This is a genomic window from Bacillus sp. FSL R9-9834 (assembly GCF_038006905.1).
Taxonomy (GTDB): domain Bacteria; phylum Bacillota; class Bacilli; order Bacillales; family Bacillaceae_G; genus Bacillus_A; species Bacillus_A pacificus.
Map to the genome: position 1 here is coordinate 2,069,086 of NZ_JBBOWD010000001.1, position 18,296 is coordinate 2,087,381.

An 18,296-nucleotide genomic window follows, 5' to 3' on the forward strand; every position below is an offset into this window, starting at 1 on the left:
TAATGGCAATACAAACGCATATTAATGTAACGGTAGATTTTCGTAAATGGAATGGAAATACATATGATTTGCGTATTCCGAATCATCAATCTATTAAATATTTATTGAAAAACTTATTAGATACGCTAAAGATTGATAATCATGAAGGTTCACATTTTGTAATGAAAGTGAAAAATAAGTCAATTGTTTTAACAGATAATGATCGTTTAATTGATCACCAAATAACAGACGGAGATATTTTACAAATTTTATAAAGAATATTTCTTACTTTTAGTTTTTTGAAAATAAGTTATTACTGGTTATAAAGAAAAGGAGAAGAGGATAAACATGACGGAAAAAATAATTCAAATTGATGCAATGAACTATCAATTTCAAATAGAAAAAGAAAATTGGAAATTGGAGATGACCAAATCTCAAACACGTATAAAAGACTTCCGTCAATTCGATATAATTACGGGCGTATCATCTGAATTTGTACCATTAACAATAGAAGAAACGGATGATATGTTTACGTTTCTATATCAAGTAGATAAAAAATTATATAAGTGGGACGATCTTAGCCGTTTTAGAAGAAATGAGAAATTAAGACTACTTCGGAATGTTGCGCAGTTTCGTAAATATTTAAATAAACGAATCACGTTCTTTTTACATCCAGCCAATATAGTTTTTAATGCTAATTTAATACCAAGTATTATACATAGAGGAATTCGAGATATTGTTCCACCAACCCCGTTATTAGAAGAGCAATTTTTAACACAATATAAGTGTCTAATCATTGCTTTATTCTCCGAAAAGCACAATTTTGATGATTTATATGCTGGGTTACTAAAAGATGCAAAAGAAACAACATTTGAACAGACAGTTGCTCAAATGGAAAGTTTAGATGCATTACTGCAGTTTCTTGATGACAGCTTTGAGAAGGAACAAACAAAAACAGAAAAAAATATGCAGCTAGTACCTAAAAAAAGCTATAAATCGTTTAAATACTTAGCTTTTTCCTTCATAGCGGCGACAGTTATTTTAGCTGCTCCTTTAATATATTTCACTTTTATAAAACTTCCTTATCAAAATAAATTATTAGAAGCAAATGCGGGTTTCATAGCAACTGATTATGACAAAGTCATTACGCAGTTAAGTGAAGAGGAATTTGAATCATTACCGATTGCATCTAAATATGAGTTAGCATTTGCATACATTACAGTTGAAAAACTAGGTGAAGATCAAAAGAAATCAATTATGAAAAATATTAGTTTGAAAAGTGATGAAAAGTATTTGCTGTATTGGATGTATAACGGAAAAGGTAATTTTGATAAATCATTAGATTTAGCTAAGACACTTGATGATCCGCAGCTTATTATGTACGGCCTTGTTAAACAAATTGAATCACTGAAAAATAATCCGGACTTATCAGGAGAAGAACGTGATCAAAAGTTAAAAACATATGAACAACAATTAGATGAATATAAAAAGAAATATGGCAATTCATCGAGCGATAAAAATTTGTCGGATACAGAGAAAAAAGAGTAAGCACTTGATGAGACAGTTGAAAAGGAGCAGTGAAAACGGATGGAGCAACTATTAGTATTGACTTATGGAGACAAAATATATAAGTGCACATTACATCCAAATGAGCAATCAATAGTGTCGATTGGAAAAGAGTGGACAAATGATATTACAAATCCAAGTTTAGAACAAGAAGTAGAGTTAAAGTGGAATAATGAAGTAAATGCTTGGATGATACAAAATCAATTAATAGAATTCAATAAGGAATTTGAGATTGGAAAATCTAAAGATGTGAGCTTGAAAATTTTTATCTCTATTATCGGCACAACTAAAGTGTTTGATATCGGAACGAAACATTCTCTTACAATTAGTCAAAACAGTTATGATGATATTTCTATTATTGGGACAAATGTAGATTTAATGCTATCTCGTGAAACGTTGTACGATTCTTTTAAAGTGAATGTATATGACGGGGATGTATTTCATAATTATACGAAGCTAAAAGATAGCGTTATGTTAGAAGCGGGAGACGTATTATATTTTGATGGTGTTTTAGTAGAAATAGGCAATGAAGACATTCAAGTACTTTCTTCAGAAGAGAACGTGAAATCTACGTTACCTATTTTAGTAGAATCAGAAACAAATTATCAAAGTGGTTATCCAGATTATCATCGTTCACCGCGTATTATTTACCGTGAACCAGAAGAGAAAATGACAATTGCAAAACCTTCAAGTATGCCATCAAAACCGACTGAGCATTTGGCGAGAATTATTGCACCTTCTCTTGTCATGATTGTCGTAACAGTATTACTTGCTATCTTTATGAAATATGGGATGTTTATTATTGCATCGATTGCGATGACATTAGTAACAATTATTGTTTCTGTCACATCATATATAAAAAATTTAAAGCAATATAAAATTGACATTGTTGAACGTGATAAAAGTTATAGAGCGTATATAAAACAAAAAACGAAAGATTTACATGCAGAAAGTGAAAAACAGCGTCATGCATTACATTATCATTATCCAAATGTAGAAGTAATACGTAATATGGCAGTTCAAGTAAATCCTAGAATCTATGAAAAAACAATGTTACATCATGATTTCTTAACATTTAGCGTTGGAACAGGACAAGCTAATACGAGTTTTGAAATTCAATTTAATGAAGAAGAATTTAGTCAAACGAAAGATGAATTAATTGATATAGCACGTGAACTAAGACAGCGTTATCTATCATTGGAAGATGTACCAGTTGTAACAGATTTAATGAATGGACCAGTCGGTTATATTGGCCAACGTTCTTTAGTGTTAGAGCAATTACAATTATTAGTTGCACAAACAGCTTTATTCCATAGTTATTATGACTTGCAGTTTATTACTATTTTTCCGGAAGAAGAAAAAGAAAAATGGGATTGGATGCGCTGGTTACCACATGGAAGTGTTCGCGATATAAATGTACGTGGATTTGTATACCATGACCGTAGCCGTGATCAAGTGTTAAATAGTTTGTATCAAATATTGAAAGAACGAAAATTAAAACTAGATGAAAAAAGTTCAACGAATGAAAAAATGTACTTTGCACCGCACTATGTCGTTCTCATTACAGATGAAAAACTAATATTAGACCATGTTGTTATGGAATTCTTTAATGATGATCCGAGTCAATTAGGTGTATCACTTGTATTTGTACAAGATGTTATGCAAAGTTTACCGGAGCATGTGAAAACGGTAATAGATATAAGAGATGCAAAACAAGGGAACATCATCTTAGAACAAGGAGAGCTTGTTAACCGTCAATTTAAACTAAATCACGTACCGAAAGGATTCAATTTAGAAGACATTTCACGAGCACTAGCACCGTTAAATCATTTGCAAAACTTAAAAAATAGTATTCCAGAAAGTGTAACATTTTTAGAGATGTACGGTGTTGAGAAAGTAAAAGAACTAAATATCACAAGTCGCTGGGAGAAAAATGCAGCGCATAAATCTTTAGCTGTACCACTTGGATTACGTGGTAAAGAAGATATCGTAAACTTAAACTTACACGAAAAAGCACATGGACCACACGGATTAATAGCAGGTACAACAGGTTCAGGTAAATCGGAAATTATACAATCGTACATTTTATCTCTAGCAGTTAATTTCCATCCGTACGAAGTAGCCTTTTTATTAATTGACTATAAAGGCGGCGGTATGGCGAATTTATTCAAAAACTTACCGCATTTATTAGGAACAATTACGAACTTAGATGGAGCACAAAGTATGAGAGCGCTCGCATCAATTAAAGCTGAATTACAAAAAAGACAACGATTATTTGGGGAAAATGATGTAAACCATATTAATCAGTATCAAAAACTGTATAAAGAAGGCTTAGTAAGTGAACCGATGCCACATCTATTTTTAATTAGTGATGAATTCGCGGAACTGAAGTCAGAACAACCAGAATTTATGAAAGAGTTAGTTTCAACAGCGCGTATCGGTCGTTCACTTGGAATCCATTTAATATTAGCTACGCAAAAACCGAGTGGTGTTGTAGATGATCAAATTTGGAGTAACTCGAAATTTAAACTAGCATTAAAAGTTCAAAATACGTCAGATAGTAATGAAATTTTAAAAACACCAGATGCTGCTGAAATTACATTACCAGGACGTGCTTACTTACAAGTTGGGAATAATGAAATATATGAACTATTCCAATCAGCTTGGAGTGGAGCAGACTATGTAGAAAACAAAGAAGATAAAGAACATTTAGACGCAACAATATATGCAATAAATGATCTAGGACAATATGAAATATTAAGCGAAGACTTAAGTGGACTTGGTAGTAGTAAAGAAGTAATAAGCGTACCATCTGAACTGGATGCTGTTATTGACTACATTCACGATTACGCAGAAGTAAATGAAATTGAAGCGTTAGCTAGACCGTGGTTACCACCACTTCCAGAAAGCGTATATTTACAAGACTTACACGCTATTCAGTTCAAAGAAGCATGGACGAAAGAAAAGAAACCATTAAAAGCAACAGTTGGTCTACTAGATCAGCCTGAATTACAATCACAAACACCATTAACACTAGATATTAGTAAAGACGGGCACGTAGCGGTCTTCTCAAGTCCAGGCTATGGAAAATCAACATTCTTACAATCAGTCATTATGGATGTAGCTCGTCAGCATAGTCCGGAGCATTTGCATGTGTATTTATTAGACTTCGGAACGAACGGTTTAATGCCATTAAAATCTTTACCGCATGTGGCAGACATCATTACATTAGATCAAGTTGAAAAATGTGAGAAATTTCTTCGTCGCATAGAAGACCTATTAAAAGATAGAAAGCAATTGCTAAGTAAATACGGTGTTGCGAGTCTTGAAATGTATGAGAGAGCTAGTAAAGAAGTATTACCAACAATATTAATTACGTTAGATAACTATGATGCTGTTAGAGAAGCTGGATTTGTCGAAGACTTTGAACGCATTGTTGCACAAATTGTACGTGAAGGGGCAGCAGTAGGAATTCATTTAATGCTTACGGCTACACGTCAAAATGCATTGAGAGTACAAGTAAATACAAATATTAAACTACAAATTGCTCTATATATGATAGATGAGGCAGAATCTAGAGCTATTGTAGGAAGAACAGACTTAAAAATTGAAGAATTAGCAGGCCGTGGTTTAGTTAAAATTGACGAACCAACAATCTTCCAAACAGCTTTACCGACAAATGGAGAAGATGTCCTTACTCGAATTGAAAATATACAAGCTGAAGGAAAAGAGATGGATTCCTTCTGGGATGGAGAAAGACCGAAAGCAATTCCTATGGTACCTGAAGTTCTGGAATACAAGGAATTCATTGCATGGCCAGAAACAAGAAAAATTATTGAAGCAGGCAAACTAACATTTGGTGTAGAGACAGAAAACGTTACGCCTCTCGAATTAGATTTAACGGAAGCGTCTAATATTGTTGTAGGGGGAATTAAGAAAGATGAAGTTGAAAATGTAGTTCATCAATTCCTTCAACAGTTAGCAGACAGTGGACACTTTGACCTAGGTTTAATTGATACAAGAACACGAAATTTCTCAAACTATAGAGAGAGCGCTGCTTTATATGTAGCTGAAAAAACAGGAATTGAGAAAACGATTAAACAAGTTACAAACGCTTATAAATCGAGAGAAGCGGCGTTTAAAGAGGAGCAGGAAGCATCAAGTGAAACAGTGAATCCGGCAGAATTTATTAAGAAATTTAAGCCGATTGTAATCGTAATTGCAGATGTAAATGATATTTTAAGTAATTTAGAAGATAGCGATATATATAGTTTAGCGGAATTAATAACAAATGGTGCATTTATGGGCATCCACTTCGTAATTGGCTGTGATGTTGATTCAATTGACAGTCGATACGACTTAGTTTCAAAAACAATAAAAACGCAATCTCATGTTATTTTACTTAGAAAATCATCAGGCCAAATGGTCTTCGATGTATCTAATAAAGATTTAAGTAGTACAAAATTAAATCCATTTGAAGGGTATTTTGTTGAAAATCGTTTTGCTACTAGAATTAAAGTGCCAACTATTTAAGGGGGGATTTGCATGGGGATAGAGGAATTAAATAGTCAAAAATCTGGTTTATTAAGTAGTATAAGTCATCAACAAGGGCAATTGGCTGAATTACAAATGAAATTACGAAGGGTAATAACTGCTAAAGGGCAATTTGTAAATAATCTTGAAGCAATTAAACAAAATCAAGAGCAGTTTAAGTCTTTAGAAATAAACGAGAGTAGTTGGAAAGGGCAAAGAGCAACTGCTTTTAAAGAAACGTATGAACAACAAGTCATTTCGAATTTAGGGAAGTTTATCGGAGAACTAGGAAGAGTGCAAGAAGACATCGATCAAGCTATACGACGGCTTGAAAGAGAAATCGCTGCATGTGAGTCTAGTATTGCTTCTTTAAGTAGAAGTGTTTCAATGGTTGACGCTAGTATTCAAGTAGAAGTACAGAAAGTGGGGAAATGATAAATGGGGGAAATTAAATTAAATAAAGGGGTATTTGATGCGAAAGTAAGTGATTTGAAAAGTGGTGCTAGTGATTTAGGTAAGACTAAATTTAATGGTATGCAGTTGAGTCGTACGAATTTGACTAGATTAACTCAATTTTGTGAAGCAATCGAAATGTTATCTCAAAAGGTGCAGCAATATGAACAGTTATTAGAAAACGATTTAAATAACATACAACAAGCCGGGGAGAAAATAGTCGAACAAGATGAACAACTTGAAAAAAGTTTAAGCAGCATTCCGGGCCATTAATTTTGAAATAGGGGGGATGTAAGGTGGACAAAAATATTGAATTACAGGAAGTGAAAGAACTTCAAACACGCTTTAATTCAAATGTTGAAGAGTTAAATCAACATTTCGAATCAGTATTACAAAAAATAATGGGTGTTACACAAATTAGTTCTTTTCAAGGGAAAACAGCTGATGGAATTAAAGGGTATTTATCCATGGTTCATGGGAAAATTATTTCTAGTTATATGGAATCAACTGAGTTATTAAAAGGTCAATTTCAAAAAACAATGGAGGATTTCAGTTCTACGGTTGACAGTGATGCAGATGTCAAAATTTACGGAAGTTATTTGGATGATGTAAAGAAAAGAATTAATGGATATAATGAAGGGTTTAATCACTCTAATGACGAAGCGAGACAAACGGTAGGATCCATTAGTGATATTATTGCAATTCAATATCCATCATCCTCAGGAATTACGGAAGGATCTGTAAAAAGCCAAAAAGAAATTAGTGACACGCTTGAAAAATTAGAAACTTATAACAGTCAACAAAATGACCTGCAAGCGTTTCGTGAAATGATGCATGCATTAGACAGTGGAATGAATCAAATACGAACTAATAGTGGAGATTTTTCTAGTAGTTCAATAGAAAAAATTATGTCTAGCAAGTGGTACGGAACTATAAATAATAGCACTACGGGGGGGAGTAATGGAAATTTAGGAGATGGATTGAGCATTGGAGATATTCTTTTAATGCTTGCAACGAAAGGAACAGTTATAACTGGAAAAATGGGATTCGTATTAGGAGCATTAAATTTTGTTCAAAATGCTAAACCTAAACGTGCTGATCTTATTGATATTCAAAAAGGTTTCTTAGCGAATGGAAAAATCGCTAATACATGGGGTAAATGGCTTAAAGGGGTAAATTCAGCGTTCTCTGTAGCAAGTTCTAAGAGTCTTTTTGGGAAAGGGCTAAAGGAAATCCCATTAGTCGGGAAGGCAGTTACAACTATGGGGAAAGTTGCACAAGAATTTTCCACAATTGAGAAAGTAGCTGCAAAATTAGGGAATTTAAATCACTCATTACCTGAGAACAGTATTAAAGCAATTAATGTTCCAAAACATATAATAAAAAATTTGAAACCTTTTGGTATACCGGCGGTATTAATAAACTCTGCATTTGAAGTAGGAGAACTTCATACAGCTCTTAAATCAGATAAAACTGTGACTGAAGGAGTAATTGATTTCGGTTATTCTGGAGCGAAAATAGCTGGTAACACATTCTTTGGATGGGCTGGAGGTGTTGGTGGTGTAGAAGCAGGAGCGGCATTAGGTACACTAATTTGCCCAGGTATCGGTACAGCTGTTGGCGCCATTGCAGGTGGAATAATTGGAGCTACTGTAGGAAGTACAGCGTTTAGTAAAGCATTCGAATATATTGCACCACGAAAAAAAATGAAAGAATATGCATCGAGTTTTACAAACTCTGTAAAAAAATGGTTTAAATAAACTTATTAAAGAAAAGAGGGGAATAAAAGTCTTTTGAATAGACTTTTTAACAGTTATGGATAAACAATATACGTTTTCTTTAGAAGAACTAGCATTCCTATTAAATTATAAAGATAATCAAGCCTTTGCCAAATCACTATTACAAATAGTATATGATGAGCTTAAAGAAACAGAAACAGAAAAGATCTTTTTAACAGCAGCACATTCCTTATTAGCAAGGAATTTAATAACATTTGATGAACAAAAACAAGAAGTATTCCCAAAGCCTGATGTAGAAATATTATTTAATATTTTTAATCGGCCATCTATTTCTATTTTATTGCAAAAAATTGATTTTCAAAATGATATAACAATCACTGGTAATATTTATAATCAAGGTGACTTTAATATTTCATATCAAAGTACGAATGGAATTGTACATACAATTAAAAATTTATCAGATTATGAATTATATACAGAAGCAAAAAATCTATTGCAAATTGAGATTGAAAAACAAAATATAAATATTGATTTAGAAGAAACTTTACCAAATCATGTAGTACAAGAAATTGGTAATCTTATTACATTGTCTATTGAAGAGGGGAAAAATATTTTAATTGAGAACGGTGTAAAACCTTCACATGCAGAAGTTTTCCTAAATGATATAAAAACAACAAAAAGTATATACAGTGTTATGCGACTTGATACACAAGGCAATGGCGAGGTTATTTCAGATAAAGGTTTTTTTATTATTGAAACAGCGCAGACACAATGGATATTATCTCAATTAGATGATAGTACTATATTTGGTTTATCACAACTAAACGATAATGTTGCATTTACTTTATCTCAATTATCTAATACAAATTTTGAAAACAGAATGAAAGCATTATTCATAAGTTAACCTGTATAGAGAGGAATGTAATGCCTTGAATAAAGATTCCAAAATTGTAAAAAAAGAAAAAGGTTTTTTTGAAAGTGTAATAGCACCTATTATTGTCGGGATTATGTTTATCTTTGTAATTATATATAAAGTAGCAGAGTTTCTAGGGAAATGGATTGTTATCTTTGGAATAATATTTTTTATTGGTAGTATATTTCTTTGTATATATCTAGAAGAATATGGAGGGGTGTTGGGTGGTGTAATAGGATTAATATCAATGATATTGTTATATTTTATATTTATTAGAAAAAATAAAAAAGGTTAAGTTAATATTAAATATAAAAAACTACTATTTTGCTCTATCTTCGTTTTATCTACACATAGTTACTGTATGAATAAAGTGAAAATGAAAAAAGAGTTTCATAAATCTGAGCACTAAAACATTCAATAAGAAGAGAAAAAAAGATAATTATCACTATTGTATATGGTTGATTATCTTTTTTTGTTCTCTGTATATGAGTGTGGTTTTTAATCATTATTAAAGTAGGTAATACGCCCTATTGTCCAGCTATACGTAATCGTAATGGTGTTACTCTTATCTTAGACTGTTCCTTCATTTTTTATCTTAGAAATAGCATGAGCAGAAAGAGCGATAGTTTAAACATGTCGGGAGATTAAGTAGGAATTACATGGTGATAGGATAAATCAAGAACGTGTTGTGATGTAGAGACACAAATCAAAATAGATTTATAATACCGAAATTAATAGGAGAATCATATGGAAAAATATTATATTTATGAATCGAAAGTTAAATTAAGCAGAAGGTTTTTTTTATTCGTTGTAATTGAAGTTTTGTTGCTTATTTTTGTTATATTCACTTTCTCGTCTGAGGAAGCTTACTATGTAAGGGGGGCTATAGTTGGGATCGGTGCATTAATCATGTTAGTTGCTTTGTGGAAAATATTTAAGAAGATTATGAATAGAACACCAGTAGCCATTTTAGAATCAGAGTATATTACGGTTATTAATGATGCTAAATATCCTGTGAAAATCGCTTTAAAAGATGTAAATAGTATTTTACCCTATAAAATTCGCAAGCAGTCGTTCTTAGGAATTTTGATAGAGGATGATGTTGAAGAGAAATATATAGCTTCTATACCATCAAAAGGACAACGGATGTATCGAATTAATAAGCGTACTGGATTTGCACCGTTTAATATTCATACGAACTTATTAGAAATAGATAGAGAAACATTAGTTGCTAAGCTAGAAGAATATCATATGAACGTTTTAGCTCCAGAAGATGAAGCGCAGTAATATAATAGGAACAGCAACTTGAATCCATTTTTGAGATTTTTTTACTTGTTATAAATGAAGCATCTCAAAAGAGATAGTTTTGAATAGTATAAAGGTATATGGTGCCAATAGAATCTTCTCTTTTCATGGAAATGAGAAGGTTTTATTTTTAATCTACATGATTTAAGTAAAGGTAGTTAAAGGTGGGAAACTTGGATGTGGAATATAAAAGAAAAAGATTTAGACGAATTTAAAATAACATGTAGAAATCGTTTAAGTCCTGAGGCTGCTGTAGGTTTTATGTTAGGTTCAATCATATACACCTCACTAATAATGTTAGGTGTAATTTATGGTTTGGTGAAATTTGGTTGGTCCGTATATCCTAGTTTACTAGATGAAACAATTATTAAAATAGAGTTATGTTTGTATAGCTTACAAATCATTTTTCTTATTGTATATTTATTTCCCAAAGCCCGTTTTAAATTTCAAAAGTTACAAGCTATAGTTATATTGTTATATGCACTTCAACTTGCGACTATAGGATTTGTAACAGTAGTTGTTTCGAGTATTTTCGGTTATTCAAATGATCATGTTACATTGACTTATGTAGCCTTATTATTGTTAGGAGCTTTTATTATTCATATTTTTACAACAATTAATACCTTTAAGCAAGCTAGCGAAGGCGCATTTAGTAAGTGGGAAAATTCAGTTTCATTTTTTAGTAAGACAAAAGATTTATTAATGATTGCCTCTATACTATATGTATTAACTCTCTTAATCTTAATTTATATTAATAATGATTATACGATGGGGCAAATAGGTTGGTATGCCGTATTGACCCTTATACTATATTCGGTAGCCATAGGTGCAGCAGAGTTCCAATTATTAGCCTATTGTAGATTTAAATTTCCATCATTTTATATTTCATGGGAGGAACACGAAAGGGAACGTCAGAAAAGACTAAAGCTTTATGAAGAAAAGGAAAAAAAACAAGCCAAAGAAATAAAATAAGTTTTGCATCTTAAACATTCATTACTACATATGTAGTAATGAATGTTTATAAATTAATACTATGAAAAGGAGTAGATTTTGTGAAAGTTCAGCATAAAGCATTGTCACTTTTAAATTTAATAAGCATTACTCAAATTGTAAAAAAAGAAGATTGGTTGTTACCTGCAAGAGCATTTAGAAATCAAGTAGTTCGTAATGGGATATATGCAGTAGGACCTGTTCTATATAAATATTCACAGTTAGAAAATGAACCAGAATATGGGGAATATACGTATTGTATTCCTGTCAATGGAAGAGTTGATTTAGGTGAGAGCTCTGCATATGAGTATTATGATGCTTTAATTATTAAGAGTGCTCTATGTGTGCGATTTACAGATGAAGATGGTGATATTGAGGATGCTTATAACCTAATACGTGAGGTTGCAGAGCAGCATCATATGAAATTAGATAGTAGTTTTTATCACGTATGTTTAGATGTATATGGTGATACGTGGTTAGATATTTATGCTCCTATTATAGAAGTAGGTGAAACAGTGAAATGCTAATTGAAAAACAAAGTATTGCATATAAAAATGTTGTTTCAAGAGAATACATTTTTCATTACCCGGATATGAAAGAAGCAATTGAAGATTTTATGTCAGAAATTTCAAAAGTAAATTTAACGATAAAAGGTCCTATGTTTTACGCTTTGAAAAATATACCGTCTGATGGAAATATGTATATTGAATTATTTATGCCGGTAAATGAAGATAAAATTCCAATGTCAGAAACACTTCAATTTAGAAGTTATTACTATGTTGATGAGATGCTCATGAAACGATATACGGGAGATTATGAAAAATTAACAGAGCAGGTATATGGTGAAATGCTTCAGTATATGGAGGATAATAATCTGAATTTAGCCTCGCCAATTTATCATGTGTTTAGCGGTGATGAGTCTTTACAGTATGTTGAAGTGAAGATTGCTGTATTTAATGAAGAATAATATTTTAAGCTTGTGACTTTTAAAATATGGAAATATCATAAAAGAGATAGTTTTGAATAGGGTTTGGGGAAATGACATAAATAAAACCTTCTCTTCTTGTTAGAATGAGGAGGTTTTTTTATTCTAAAATCTATATGTAATTGATTGAATAGTTCGACATGAGGTTTTTCAGTTGGGTCAATCTGTATGGGGAGTAGTTACGTTCTGCAGTTCGCTTTGTTCTTATTTTGAAAGGGAAGATTTATTCGAAAGTCAATTTGGAAAGAGGGAAAGGTGTTATCTTGGATAAAAATTGGAATATTTCGAAAATAGAGAAAAGTATTTTTGGAAGGACAATAGTATCTATCTATAAAGCGTTAGAATTTATAGTGAAATATACAATGATTCTAATAATAATAATGTCAATATTTGTGATAATTGCTGCTGTTTATTTTAAAATATATGAGGGTATAGGGGCAGGTGTATTCCTCTTAATCTCGTCATTATTTGCATATGTGGTGTTTTTTAAGAAAAGTAAAAATGCCTAAATTAATAGTGAAAATAAAATTAAAAAGATTAACTATAATACGTTATTTCAAGAGGGAAAGTTTTGAATATGGCATGAATGTATAACAGCAAGAAAACCTTCTCTTTTCATTAAAATGAGAAGGTTTTTATATTTAATCTACATGATTTAAATGAATGTAGTTAAAGGTGGGACACTTGAATGTGCAATGTAAAAAGAAGATTCAGATAAATTCGGGGTGATATGTAAACATCGTTGGAGTCCTGAGGATGCTTTAGGATTTATGATAGAAACAATAAGGGAACGTAATGAAACTAAAAATGCCTAGAGTAACTGGTGACAGTATGAAGTTAAAGAGGAAAGCGAAGCAAGATTATGTGAATTATGAAAAGTCTTTTCATAATAATAAATCATTCTAAGGGAGCAGATTTGTTTTGAAGAATGGAAGATCAATTTGCAGCTAAGTTTAAAATGTGGCGGAGTATGTTGGGTGAATCATAGACGCAAGAAAAAGAAACCGAAACAAATAAGAAAAGAAGCTGTTCAGATAAAAACGATAGTAGAAGAAAAACCACTAAAGAAGAGTAGCAACAAGTTAGTTCATATTTTCCTAGGTATTCTTCTTTTTCCAATTCTTATATGGGCTGTCTTGGAAGGTTCTACAACACAATTAAGCAAAGGGAAGACTTTCCTTATTATCGTTTTCTTTCTCTTAATTGCAATAGGGTTATCTATGATAGGAAACAAATAAGGGGGAGTGCAGATGTTTAAGAAGAAGGAGAAAAAAAACATTTACGTTAGATTGGTAAACACACGAGGGGAAATCATTCGAGAGTTTAATTGTACAGAAAAAGACTTGCGAAAAGTAAAAGAAAATGGTACTGAAATTCGTTTGGTTGGAGATAACTCATATGAGATGGTAGCAACCGATGAACAACTAGAAAAACTAGCAAGAGCTGAAGCAGAAATTGAAGCGGAAATTAAGGCATGGGAAGATGCTTTAAATGAGAGTTTGGAGGAACGCGAAGAAAGAGAAGCGAGACAGAAGGAATTGAAAGAAAAGAATAAATGGAGTACAAAGAAGAAAGTAATCGTATTTGGACTCATATTCTTTGTATTTATTGGATTACCTATTATCGAAGGGTATCAAAATAGTAAATTAGTTGAAGAAGGTACATCATTACATGCAGAAATTGTAGGTAGGCATGTAGAGAAGGAATTCATGTTTACACACCCCACATTAGTAGTTGAGGTAGATGGTAAAAAGCATAATGTATGGGTAAGTGAAGAGACATATAAGGGAGCAGAGTGGTTAGGTAGACTAAAAGTCATCAAAACAAAAGATGGCAAAGTTGAGAAAGACCCTAGATATGAGGGTGAAGACTTAATTACGAGTTATTAAGCAGTAGGTTTTTAATATTCGCTTCTCTCAAATTAAATAACATTATTATTTGCAAAAATCGAATCCATTAAAATAAAAACAAATTTAAAATAACTGTAATAACCTCCTAGCATATTGTTGATGGGAGGTTATCACCTTTCTGAAGATAAAATTAAAGAGCTTTATTATCTCGATACAATTGTGATGACAGTAATGTTTTTACTAAGTGAGTGCAGTTTCGGGGGAAACAAAAATAGAGTATGAGGGATATGCTTAAGTGAAAGAGAGAAGAATATTTAGAGCTTTTGAGGAGAAAGAAGGCTATTTGAACTATCAAAAGCATTCTGATTATGTACGGTAATTAATGTAGAGGTAATATTATCTGAATATAGTTACGCAAAGATGAATGTACTTAAAAAGTTAGGAATGTAATGGGATTTTAGTGCCTGGAAATTATTTAAACTGTATAGAAGGTGAAAAACTGAATGTGGAACATAAAAGAAGAAGATTTAGATGGATTTCGAGTAACATGTAGCAGCCGTTTAAGTCCTGAGGGTACTTTAGGTTTTATGATAGGAACAATAGTGTACGTTTCAGTTATGATGTTTTTTCTTATTGGTACTTTAGTAACCTTTGGTTGGGATTACTATACTACTTTATTCGAAAAAACAATTGTTAAAATTGAACTTGTGCTATATAGCTTACAAATAATTTTTTTAATTCTATATTCATTTCCAAAAGCTCGATTTAAATTTCAAAAATTACAAACGATTGTCGTGTTATTATATGCATTTCAATTAGGTACAATATTATTCACAGCTCTGATTCTTCCTGGAATGTCTGATTATACAATCGACGGAATTACATTAGTATATGTAGGCTTCTTATTTATAGGAGCAGTGATTGTTCATATTGTGACAACGATTGATACGTTTAAACAGGCAAGTGAAGGTACATTTAGTATGAATGAAAGATCCGCTTCCTTTTTTAGTAAAACAAAAGGAACTATGATGAAAGTAACTTCAATATACGCATTAATCCTACTTATTTTGATTTATTTTTATAATGATTATGCGATTGATACTTTTATTGGATATGTAATAGGTACTGTTTTACTGTACACAGTAGCCGTTGGTGCAGCGGAATTCCAGTTATTGGTGTGCTGTAGATTCAAATTTAAATCATTTAATATTACGTGGGAAGAGAATGAGAGAATGCGTGGGAGAATTCGAAAACAAAATACAAAATCCAAAACGAAAAGTAAATAAGGGTGAAATGTATTACTTTTCAAAAAGGAACATAATGAACTTAAAAAAATGCTTAGGGAAATCAACGGGGTGTCAGTATGAAGTTAAAGAAGAAAGCCAAGATGATGATAGTTCTGTCAATAATAGCAAATTTATTAAGTGGATGTGGTTTTGGGGAGACGAAGATAGAGTATGAGAGATTAGTAAAGGCATTGGATGAAGGTGATATGAAGACAGTTATGTCTGCGAGTGACGATGGTTATGCTTATGTGACCCAAAGAGGTATTTATAGTACGTTTGAGCAAGAAAAAGATGGGGAGCACAGTAAAACAATTCGTCAAACCACGGAAGGTGTATATAATACAAAAGATAAAAGTTTATATGGAGAGGCGATACAAACAGTTACGACTGATATAGAAAAAGACAAGGGAAAAAGGACAAATGAGAATTATAAAAAAGAAACTATTTATAGTACTCATGTTAAGTATGAAAATGGACAGGTGAAAAGTTCGGATTCAAATCTAGATGTTTCATACGTAAACTTAATTGTAGATCGTTTAAATGGGATAGGGAAACTAAAGATGAAGCCCGAGAATGATATAAAAAAGTTTGATCAGCCTAATTCAGTCGGATATCGACTAACTGAATCTGAATTTAAAGATATTATTAATAATAAATTAAAGATACAATACGATGAATTTGATGGAGCAACAATCGTATTGCACCTGGATGCCTCAAAAAATCCAAAACAAATTTTGCAAATGAGGATAGATATAGATTTTAAAGAAAAGAATGAGGATGGAAAATTAATAGAAAATATGTTCCAAATAATAACGTATTTTAATAGAAAACAGGATAATAACCAAGATGCGAGACAGGAATATTTAAAATACAAGGCGCAGTACAACAAAAGAGATAGTTAAGAGTGGCGATGGAAATAAAAAGGTATAAAATCAGTGACTAAGAAAATTGAATCTTTATTTTGGTAATATACTATAGTTCGGGGAAAGGTGAAGCTAACAAATGTGGAACATAAAAGAAGAAGATCTAGATGAATTTAGAATTACATGTAGACATCGTTTAAGCCCTGAAGGAGCTATGTTGTTTATGTTTGGTGGAATGCTTTATAGTTCGTTATTGATGCTTTTTATTTTTGGAGCATTAATTAGATTTGGCTGGGATTACTATCCGACTCTTTTTGACACAGTAATGGTCAGAATGGAATTGTTGTTATATAGCCTACAAGTAATCTTTTTTATTATATATCTGATCCCTAAGGTACGTTTTAAATTTCAAAAGCTCCAGACATTGGTGATATTATTATATGCGTTTCAGTTAGGTACTATAGGTCTTACGGCGTTTGTTCTTCCAGGGATGAGTAATTATTCTATTAATTTTATTACGCTTATTTATGTAGGTTTACTAGTATTAGGAGCAATACTTGTTCATGGTGTAACAACATTTGATACTTTTAAACAAGCAAGTAAAGGTGCGTTTAGTATGGGAGAAAGATCTACTTCATTTTTTAATAAGGAAAAGAAAAATGTAATGTTTGGTGTGGTAATTTATGTACTAATTCTTCTCGTTTTAATTTATATACAAAATAATTACTCATTGAGCATAATGTTTGGTTACTTTATATTTACATTCATCATGTACGCGATAGCCATAGGCGCAGCAGAGTTCCAATTATTAGTCTATTGTAGATTTAAGTTTCCGTCATTTTATATTTCGTGGGAGGAACATGAAAGAGAACGTCAGAAAAGACTAAAGATGTATGAAGAGAAGGAAAAGAAGCAAACAAAATAAAGAAATAAGTTTTGCGTCGAAATGAGGAAAGATGGATGCTTAAAATAAAGGAAGAAGATTTAGGTTTATTCAAAATTGCAAATAAAAACCGATTAAGTCCGGATTATATAAGAATCTTTTATGTAGGAGTTTTTGTATATACTTCTATATCAATGTTCATCATGTTTTTAGGTGTTTTGCTGAACGGTGATAAGATTTCTCTAACTCCTTTTGAAAAGATAGTTGTACAAACTGAGGTTAAGTTGTATGCTTTGGAGTTCGTTTTTTTAATATTATTCATGTCTAAAAAGATTGCTTTTAAATTACAGAAACTACAAACAATCGTAACTGTATTTTATGCTTTTCAGTTAGCGACATTACTTTTCATAGTTATGGTTGTTGAAGGAATATATGATTTTCCATGTGACAATAAAACATTGGTTTATATCGGTTTAATACTATTAGGAGCAATCTGTACCCACATTGTAGCAACGATCGATGTTTTTAGAAAAGCAAAGCATGGAGGATATAAATTAGAAGGACCGGCTGTCTCATTTTTTACTAACACGAAATTATATTTATTGATCGGAATAACGATCGGTGTAATAGTTCTACTTGTATTAATTTTTTTAAACCTTAATTATACATTTGATGAAATGGCAATTTATGTGACACAAACAATAATATTATATATATTCGCTGTAGTATCAGCAGAATTCGTCCTATTGGTGTATTGTCGCTTTAAATTTCCATCATTTAATATTACGTGGAAACAACATGAAAAGGAACACCAAGAATTTATAGCAAATAGAAAAAGAATAAGAGAGAAAGAACAAAAGCGAAACAAAAACTGAAATGAAAGTTATAAATGATACTCGTAAACTTACATTGAAGATAGAATGAATACATTATTCATAAATTAACTAGTAA

The 18,296-nt window shown here is 31.7% G+C and carries 19 protein-coding genes; all 19 read left to right on the plus strand.

All coding sequences use genetic code 11. The features are described from left to right. Positions 1 to 2: 2 nt before the first annotated feature. The 19 genes from MKY00_RS10745 (at position 3) to MKY00_RS10835 (ending at position 18,220) form a co-directional block, all read left to right on the plus strand. Entirely contained in the window at positions 3 to 254 is a 252-nt protein-coding gene (locus tag MKY00_RS10745; RefSeq protein WP_016717309.1) for an EsaB/YukD family protein, read from the plus strand. 73 nt (positions 255 to 327) lie between these two features. Continuing rightward, positions 328 to 1,527, plus strand: coding sequence for a type VII secretion protein EssB (gene essB, locus MKY00_RS10750; RefSeq protein ID WP_016717310.1), 1,200 nt, complete (start codon positions 328 to 330; stop codon positions 1,525 to 1,527). 39 nt (positions 1,528 to 1,566) lie between these two features. Then, positions 1,567 to 6,078 (plus strand): type VII secretion protein EssC, encoded by a 4,512-nt coding sequence (gene essC, locus MKY00_RS10755; protein WP_016717311.1) that lies wholly within the window; start codon positions 1,567 to 1,569, stop codon positions 6,076 to 6,078. Positions 6,079 to 6,090: 12 nt separating this feature from the next. Continuing rightward, positions 6,091 to 6,513, plus strand: coding sequence for a YwqH-like family protein (locus MKY00_RS10760; RefSeq protein ID WP_016717312.1), 423 nt, complete (start codon positions 6,091 to 6,093; stop codon positions 6,511 to 6,513). A gap of 3 nt (positions 6,514 to 6,516) precedes the next feature. After that, on the plus strand, positions 6,517 to 6,804 hold the full coding sequence (locus MKY00_RS10765) for a TIGR04197 family type VII secretion effector (protein WP_006923818.1): 288 nt from the start codon (positions 6,517 to 6,519) through the stop codon (positions 6,802 to 6,804). Between the two features lie 23 nt (positions 6,805 to 6,827). Then, positions 6,828 to 8,291 (plus strand): T7SS effector LXG polymorphic toxin, encoded by a 1,464-nt coding sequence (locus MKY00_RS10770; RefSeq protein WP_016717313.1) that lies wholly within the window; start codon positions 6,828 to 6,830, stop codon positions 8,289 to 8,291. Between the two features lie 55 nt (positions 8,292 to 8,346). Continuing rightward, entirely contained in the window at positions 8,347 to 9,174 is an 828-nt protein-coding gene (locus MKY00_RS10775; RefSeq protein WP_016717314.1) for a hypothetical protein, read from the plus strand. A gap of 25 nt (positions 9,175 to 9,199) precedes the next feature. Then, the gene (locus MKY00_RS10780) at positions 9,200 to 9,478 is read left to right on the plus strand and encodes a hypothetical protein (protein ID WP_016717315.1); all 279 of its coding nucleotides are present in this window, start codon (positions 9,200 to 9,202) and stop codon (positions 9,476 to 9,478) included. Positions 9,479 to 9,930: 452 nt separating this feature from the next. Continuing rightward, positions 9,931 to 10,470, plus strand: coding sequence for an STM3941 family protein (locus tag MKY00_RS10785; protein WP_074585556.1), 540 nt, complete (start codon positions 9,931 to 9,933; stop codon positions 10,468 to 10,470). Between the two features lie 195 nt (positions 10,471 to 10,665). Further along, positions 10,666 to 11,460, plus strand: coding sequence for a hypothetical protein (locus MKY00_RS10790; RefSeq protein WP_074585555.1), 795 nt, complete (start codon positions 10,666 to 10,668; stop codon positions 11,458 to 11,460). An 80-nt stretch (positions 11,461 to 11,540) separates the two neighbouring features. Then, positions 11,541 to 12,005: a DUF5085 family protein gene (locus tag MKY00_RS10795; RefSeq protein ID WP_016717318.1), complete on the plus strand. Its 465-nt coding sequence runs from the start codon at positions 11,541 to 11,543 to the stop codon at positions 12,003 to 12,005. Continuing rightward, positions 11,999 to 12,445, plus strand: a complete 447-nt coding sequence (locus MKY00_RS10800) for a DUF5085 family protein (protein ID WP_016717319.1) — start codon at positions 11,999 to 12,001, stop codon at positions 12,443 to 12,445. The genes MKY00_RS10795 and MKY00_RS10800 overlap by 7 nt, the downstream gene beginning before the upstream one ends. A gap of 281 nt (positions 12,446 to 12,726) precedes the next feature. Then, positions 12,727 to 12,972 carry a hypothetical protein gene (locus MKY00_RS10805; protein ID WP_029141110.1) on the plus strand — a complete coding sequence of 82 codons (246 nt, stop codon included), beginning with the start codon at positions 12,727 to 12,729 and terminating at the stop codon, positions 12,970 to 12,972. A 468-nt stretch (positions 12,973 to 13,440) separates the two neighbouring features. Next, on the plus strand, positions 13,441 to 13,701 hold the full coding sequence (locus MKY00_RS10810) for a hypothetical protein (RefSeq protein ID WP_016717321.1): 261 nt from the start codon (positions 13,441 to 13,443) through the stop codon (positions 13,699 to 13,701). Between the two features lie 12 nt (positions 13,702 to 13,713). Further along, positions 13,714 to 14,352 carry a hypothetical protein gene (locus MKY00_RS10815; RefSeq protein ID WP_016717322.1) on the plus strand — a complete coding sequence of 213 codons (639 nt, stop codon included), beginning with the start codon at positions 13,714 to 13,716 and terminating at the stop codon, positions 14,350 to 14,352. A 464-nt stretch (positions 14,353 to 14,816) separates the two neighbouring features. Then, positions 14,817 to 15,599 carry a hypothetical protein gene (locus MKY00_RS10820; protein WP_016717323.1) on the plus strand — a complete coding sequence of 261 codons (783 nt, stop codon included), beginning with the start codon at positions 14,817 to 14,819 and terminating at the stop codon, positions 15,597 to 15,599. Between the two features lie 77 nt (positions 15,600 to 15,676). Next, on the plus strand, positions 15,677 to 16,501 hold the full coding sequence (locus MKY00_RS10825) for a DUF3952 domain-containing protein (RefSeq protein ID WP_016717324.1): 825 nt from the start codon (positions 15,677 to 15,679) through the stop codon (positions 16,499 to 16,501). Between the two features lie 100 nt (positions 16,502 to 16,601). Further along, positions 16,602 to 17,387 carry a hypothetical protein gene (locus MKY00_RS10830; RefSeq protein WP_000267098.1) on the plus strand — a complete coding sequence of 262 codons (786 nt, stop codon included), beginning with the start codon at positions 16,602 to 16,604 and terminating at the stop codon, positions 17,385 to 17,387. A gap of 35 nt (positions 17,388 to 17,422) precedes the next feature. After that, entirely contained in the window at positions 17,423 to 18,220 is a 798-nt protein-coding gene (locus MKY00_RS10835; protein WP_016717325.1) for a hypothetical protein, read from the plus strand. Positions 18,221 to 18,296: the final 76 nt, after the last annotated feature.

Bases quoted from the DNA above. Each gene is read 5' to 3' on its own strand.
- MKY00_RS10745 (WP_016717309.1), top strand. From the start codon at position 3: ATGGCAATACAAACGCATATTAATGTAACGGTAGATTTTCGTAAATGG.
- essB (WP_016717310.1), top strand. From the start codon at position 328: ATGACGGAAAAAATAATTCAAATTGATGCAATGAACTATCAATTTCAA.
- essC (WP_016717311.1), top strand. From the start codon at position 1,567: ATGGAGCAACTATTAGTATTGACTTATGGAGACAAAATATATAAGTGC.
- MKY00_RS10760 (WP_016717312.1), top strand. From the start codon at position 6,091: ATGGGGATAGAGGAATTAAATAGTCAAAAATCTGGTTTATTAAGTAGT.
- MKY00_RS10765 (WP_006923818.1), top strand. From the start codon at position 6,517: ATGGGGGAAATTAAATTAAATAAAGGGGTATTTGATGCGAAAGTAAGT.
- MKY00_RS10775 (WP_016717314.1), top strand. From the start codon at position 8,347: ATGGATAAACAATATACGTTTTCTTTAGAAGAACTAGCATTCCTATTA.
- MKY00_RS10785 (WP_074585556.1), top strand. From the start codon at position 9,931: ATGGAAAAATATTATATTTATGAATCGAAAGTTAAATTAAGCAGAAGG.
- MKY00_RS10790 (WP_074585555.1), top strand. From the start codon at position 10,666: ATGTGGAATATAAAAGAAAAAGATTTAGACGAATTTAAAATAACATGT.
- MKY00_RS10800 (WP_016717319.1), top strand. From the start codon at position 11,999: ATGCTAATTGAAAAACAAAGTATTGCATATAAAAATGTTGTTTCAAGA.
- MKY00_RS10815 (WP_016717322.1), top strand. From the start codon at position 13,714: ATGTTTAAGAAGAAGGAGAAAAAAAACATTTACGTTAGATTGGTAAAC.
- MKY00_RS10820 (WP_016717323.1), top strand. From the start codon at position 14,817: ATGTGGAACATAAAAGAAGAAGATTTAGATGGATTTCGAGTAACATGT.
- MKY00_RS10825 (WP_016717324.1), top strand. From the start codon at position 15,677: ATGAAGTTAAAGAAGAAAGCCAAGATGATGATAGTTCTGTCAATAATA.
- MKY00_RS10830 (WP_000267098.1), top strand. From the start codon at position 16,602: ATGTGGAACATAAAAGAAGAAGATCTAGATGAATTTAGAATTACATGT.
- MKY00_RS10835 (WP_016717325.1), top strand. From the start codon at position 17,423: ATGCTTAAAATAAAGGAAGAAGATTTAGGTTTATTCAAAATTGCAAAT.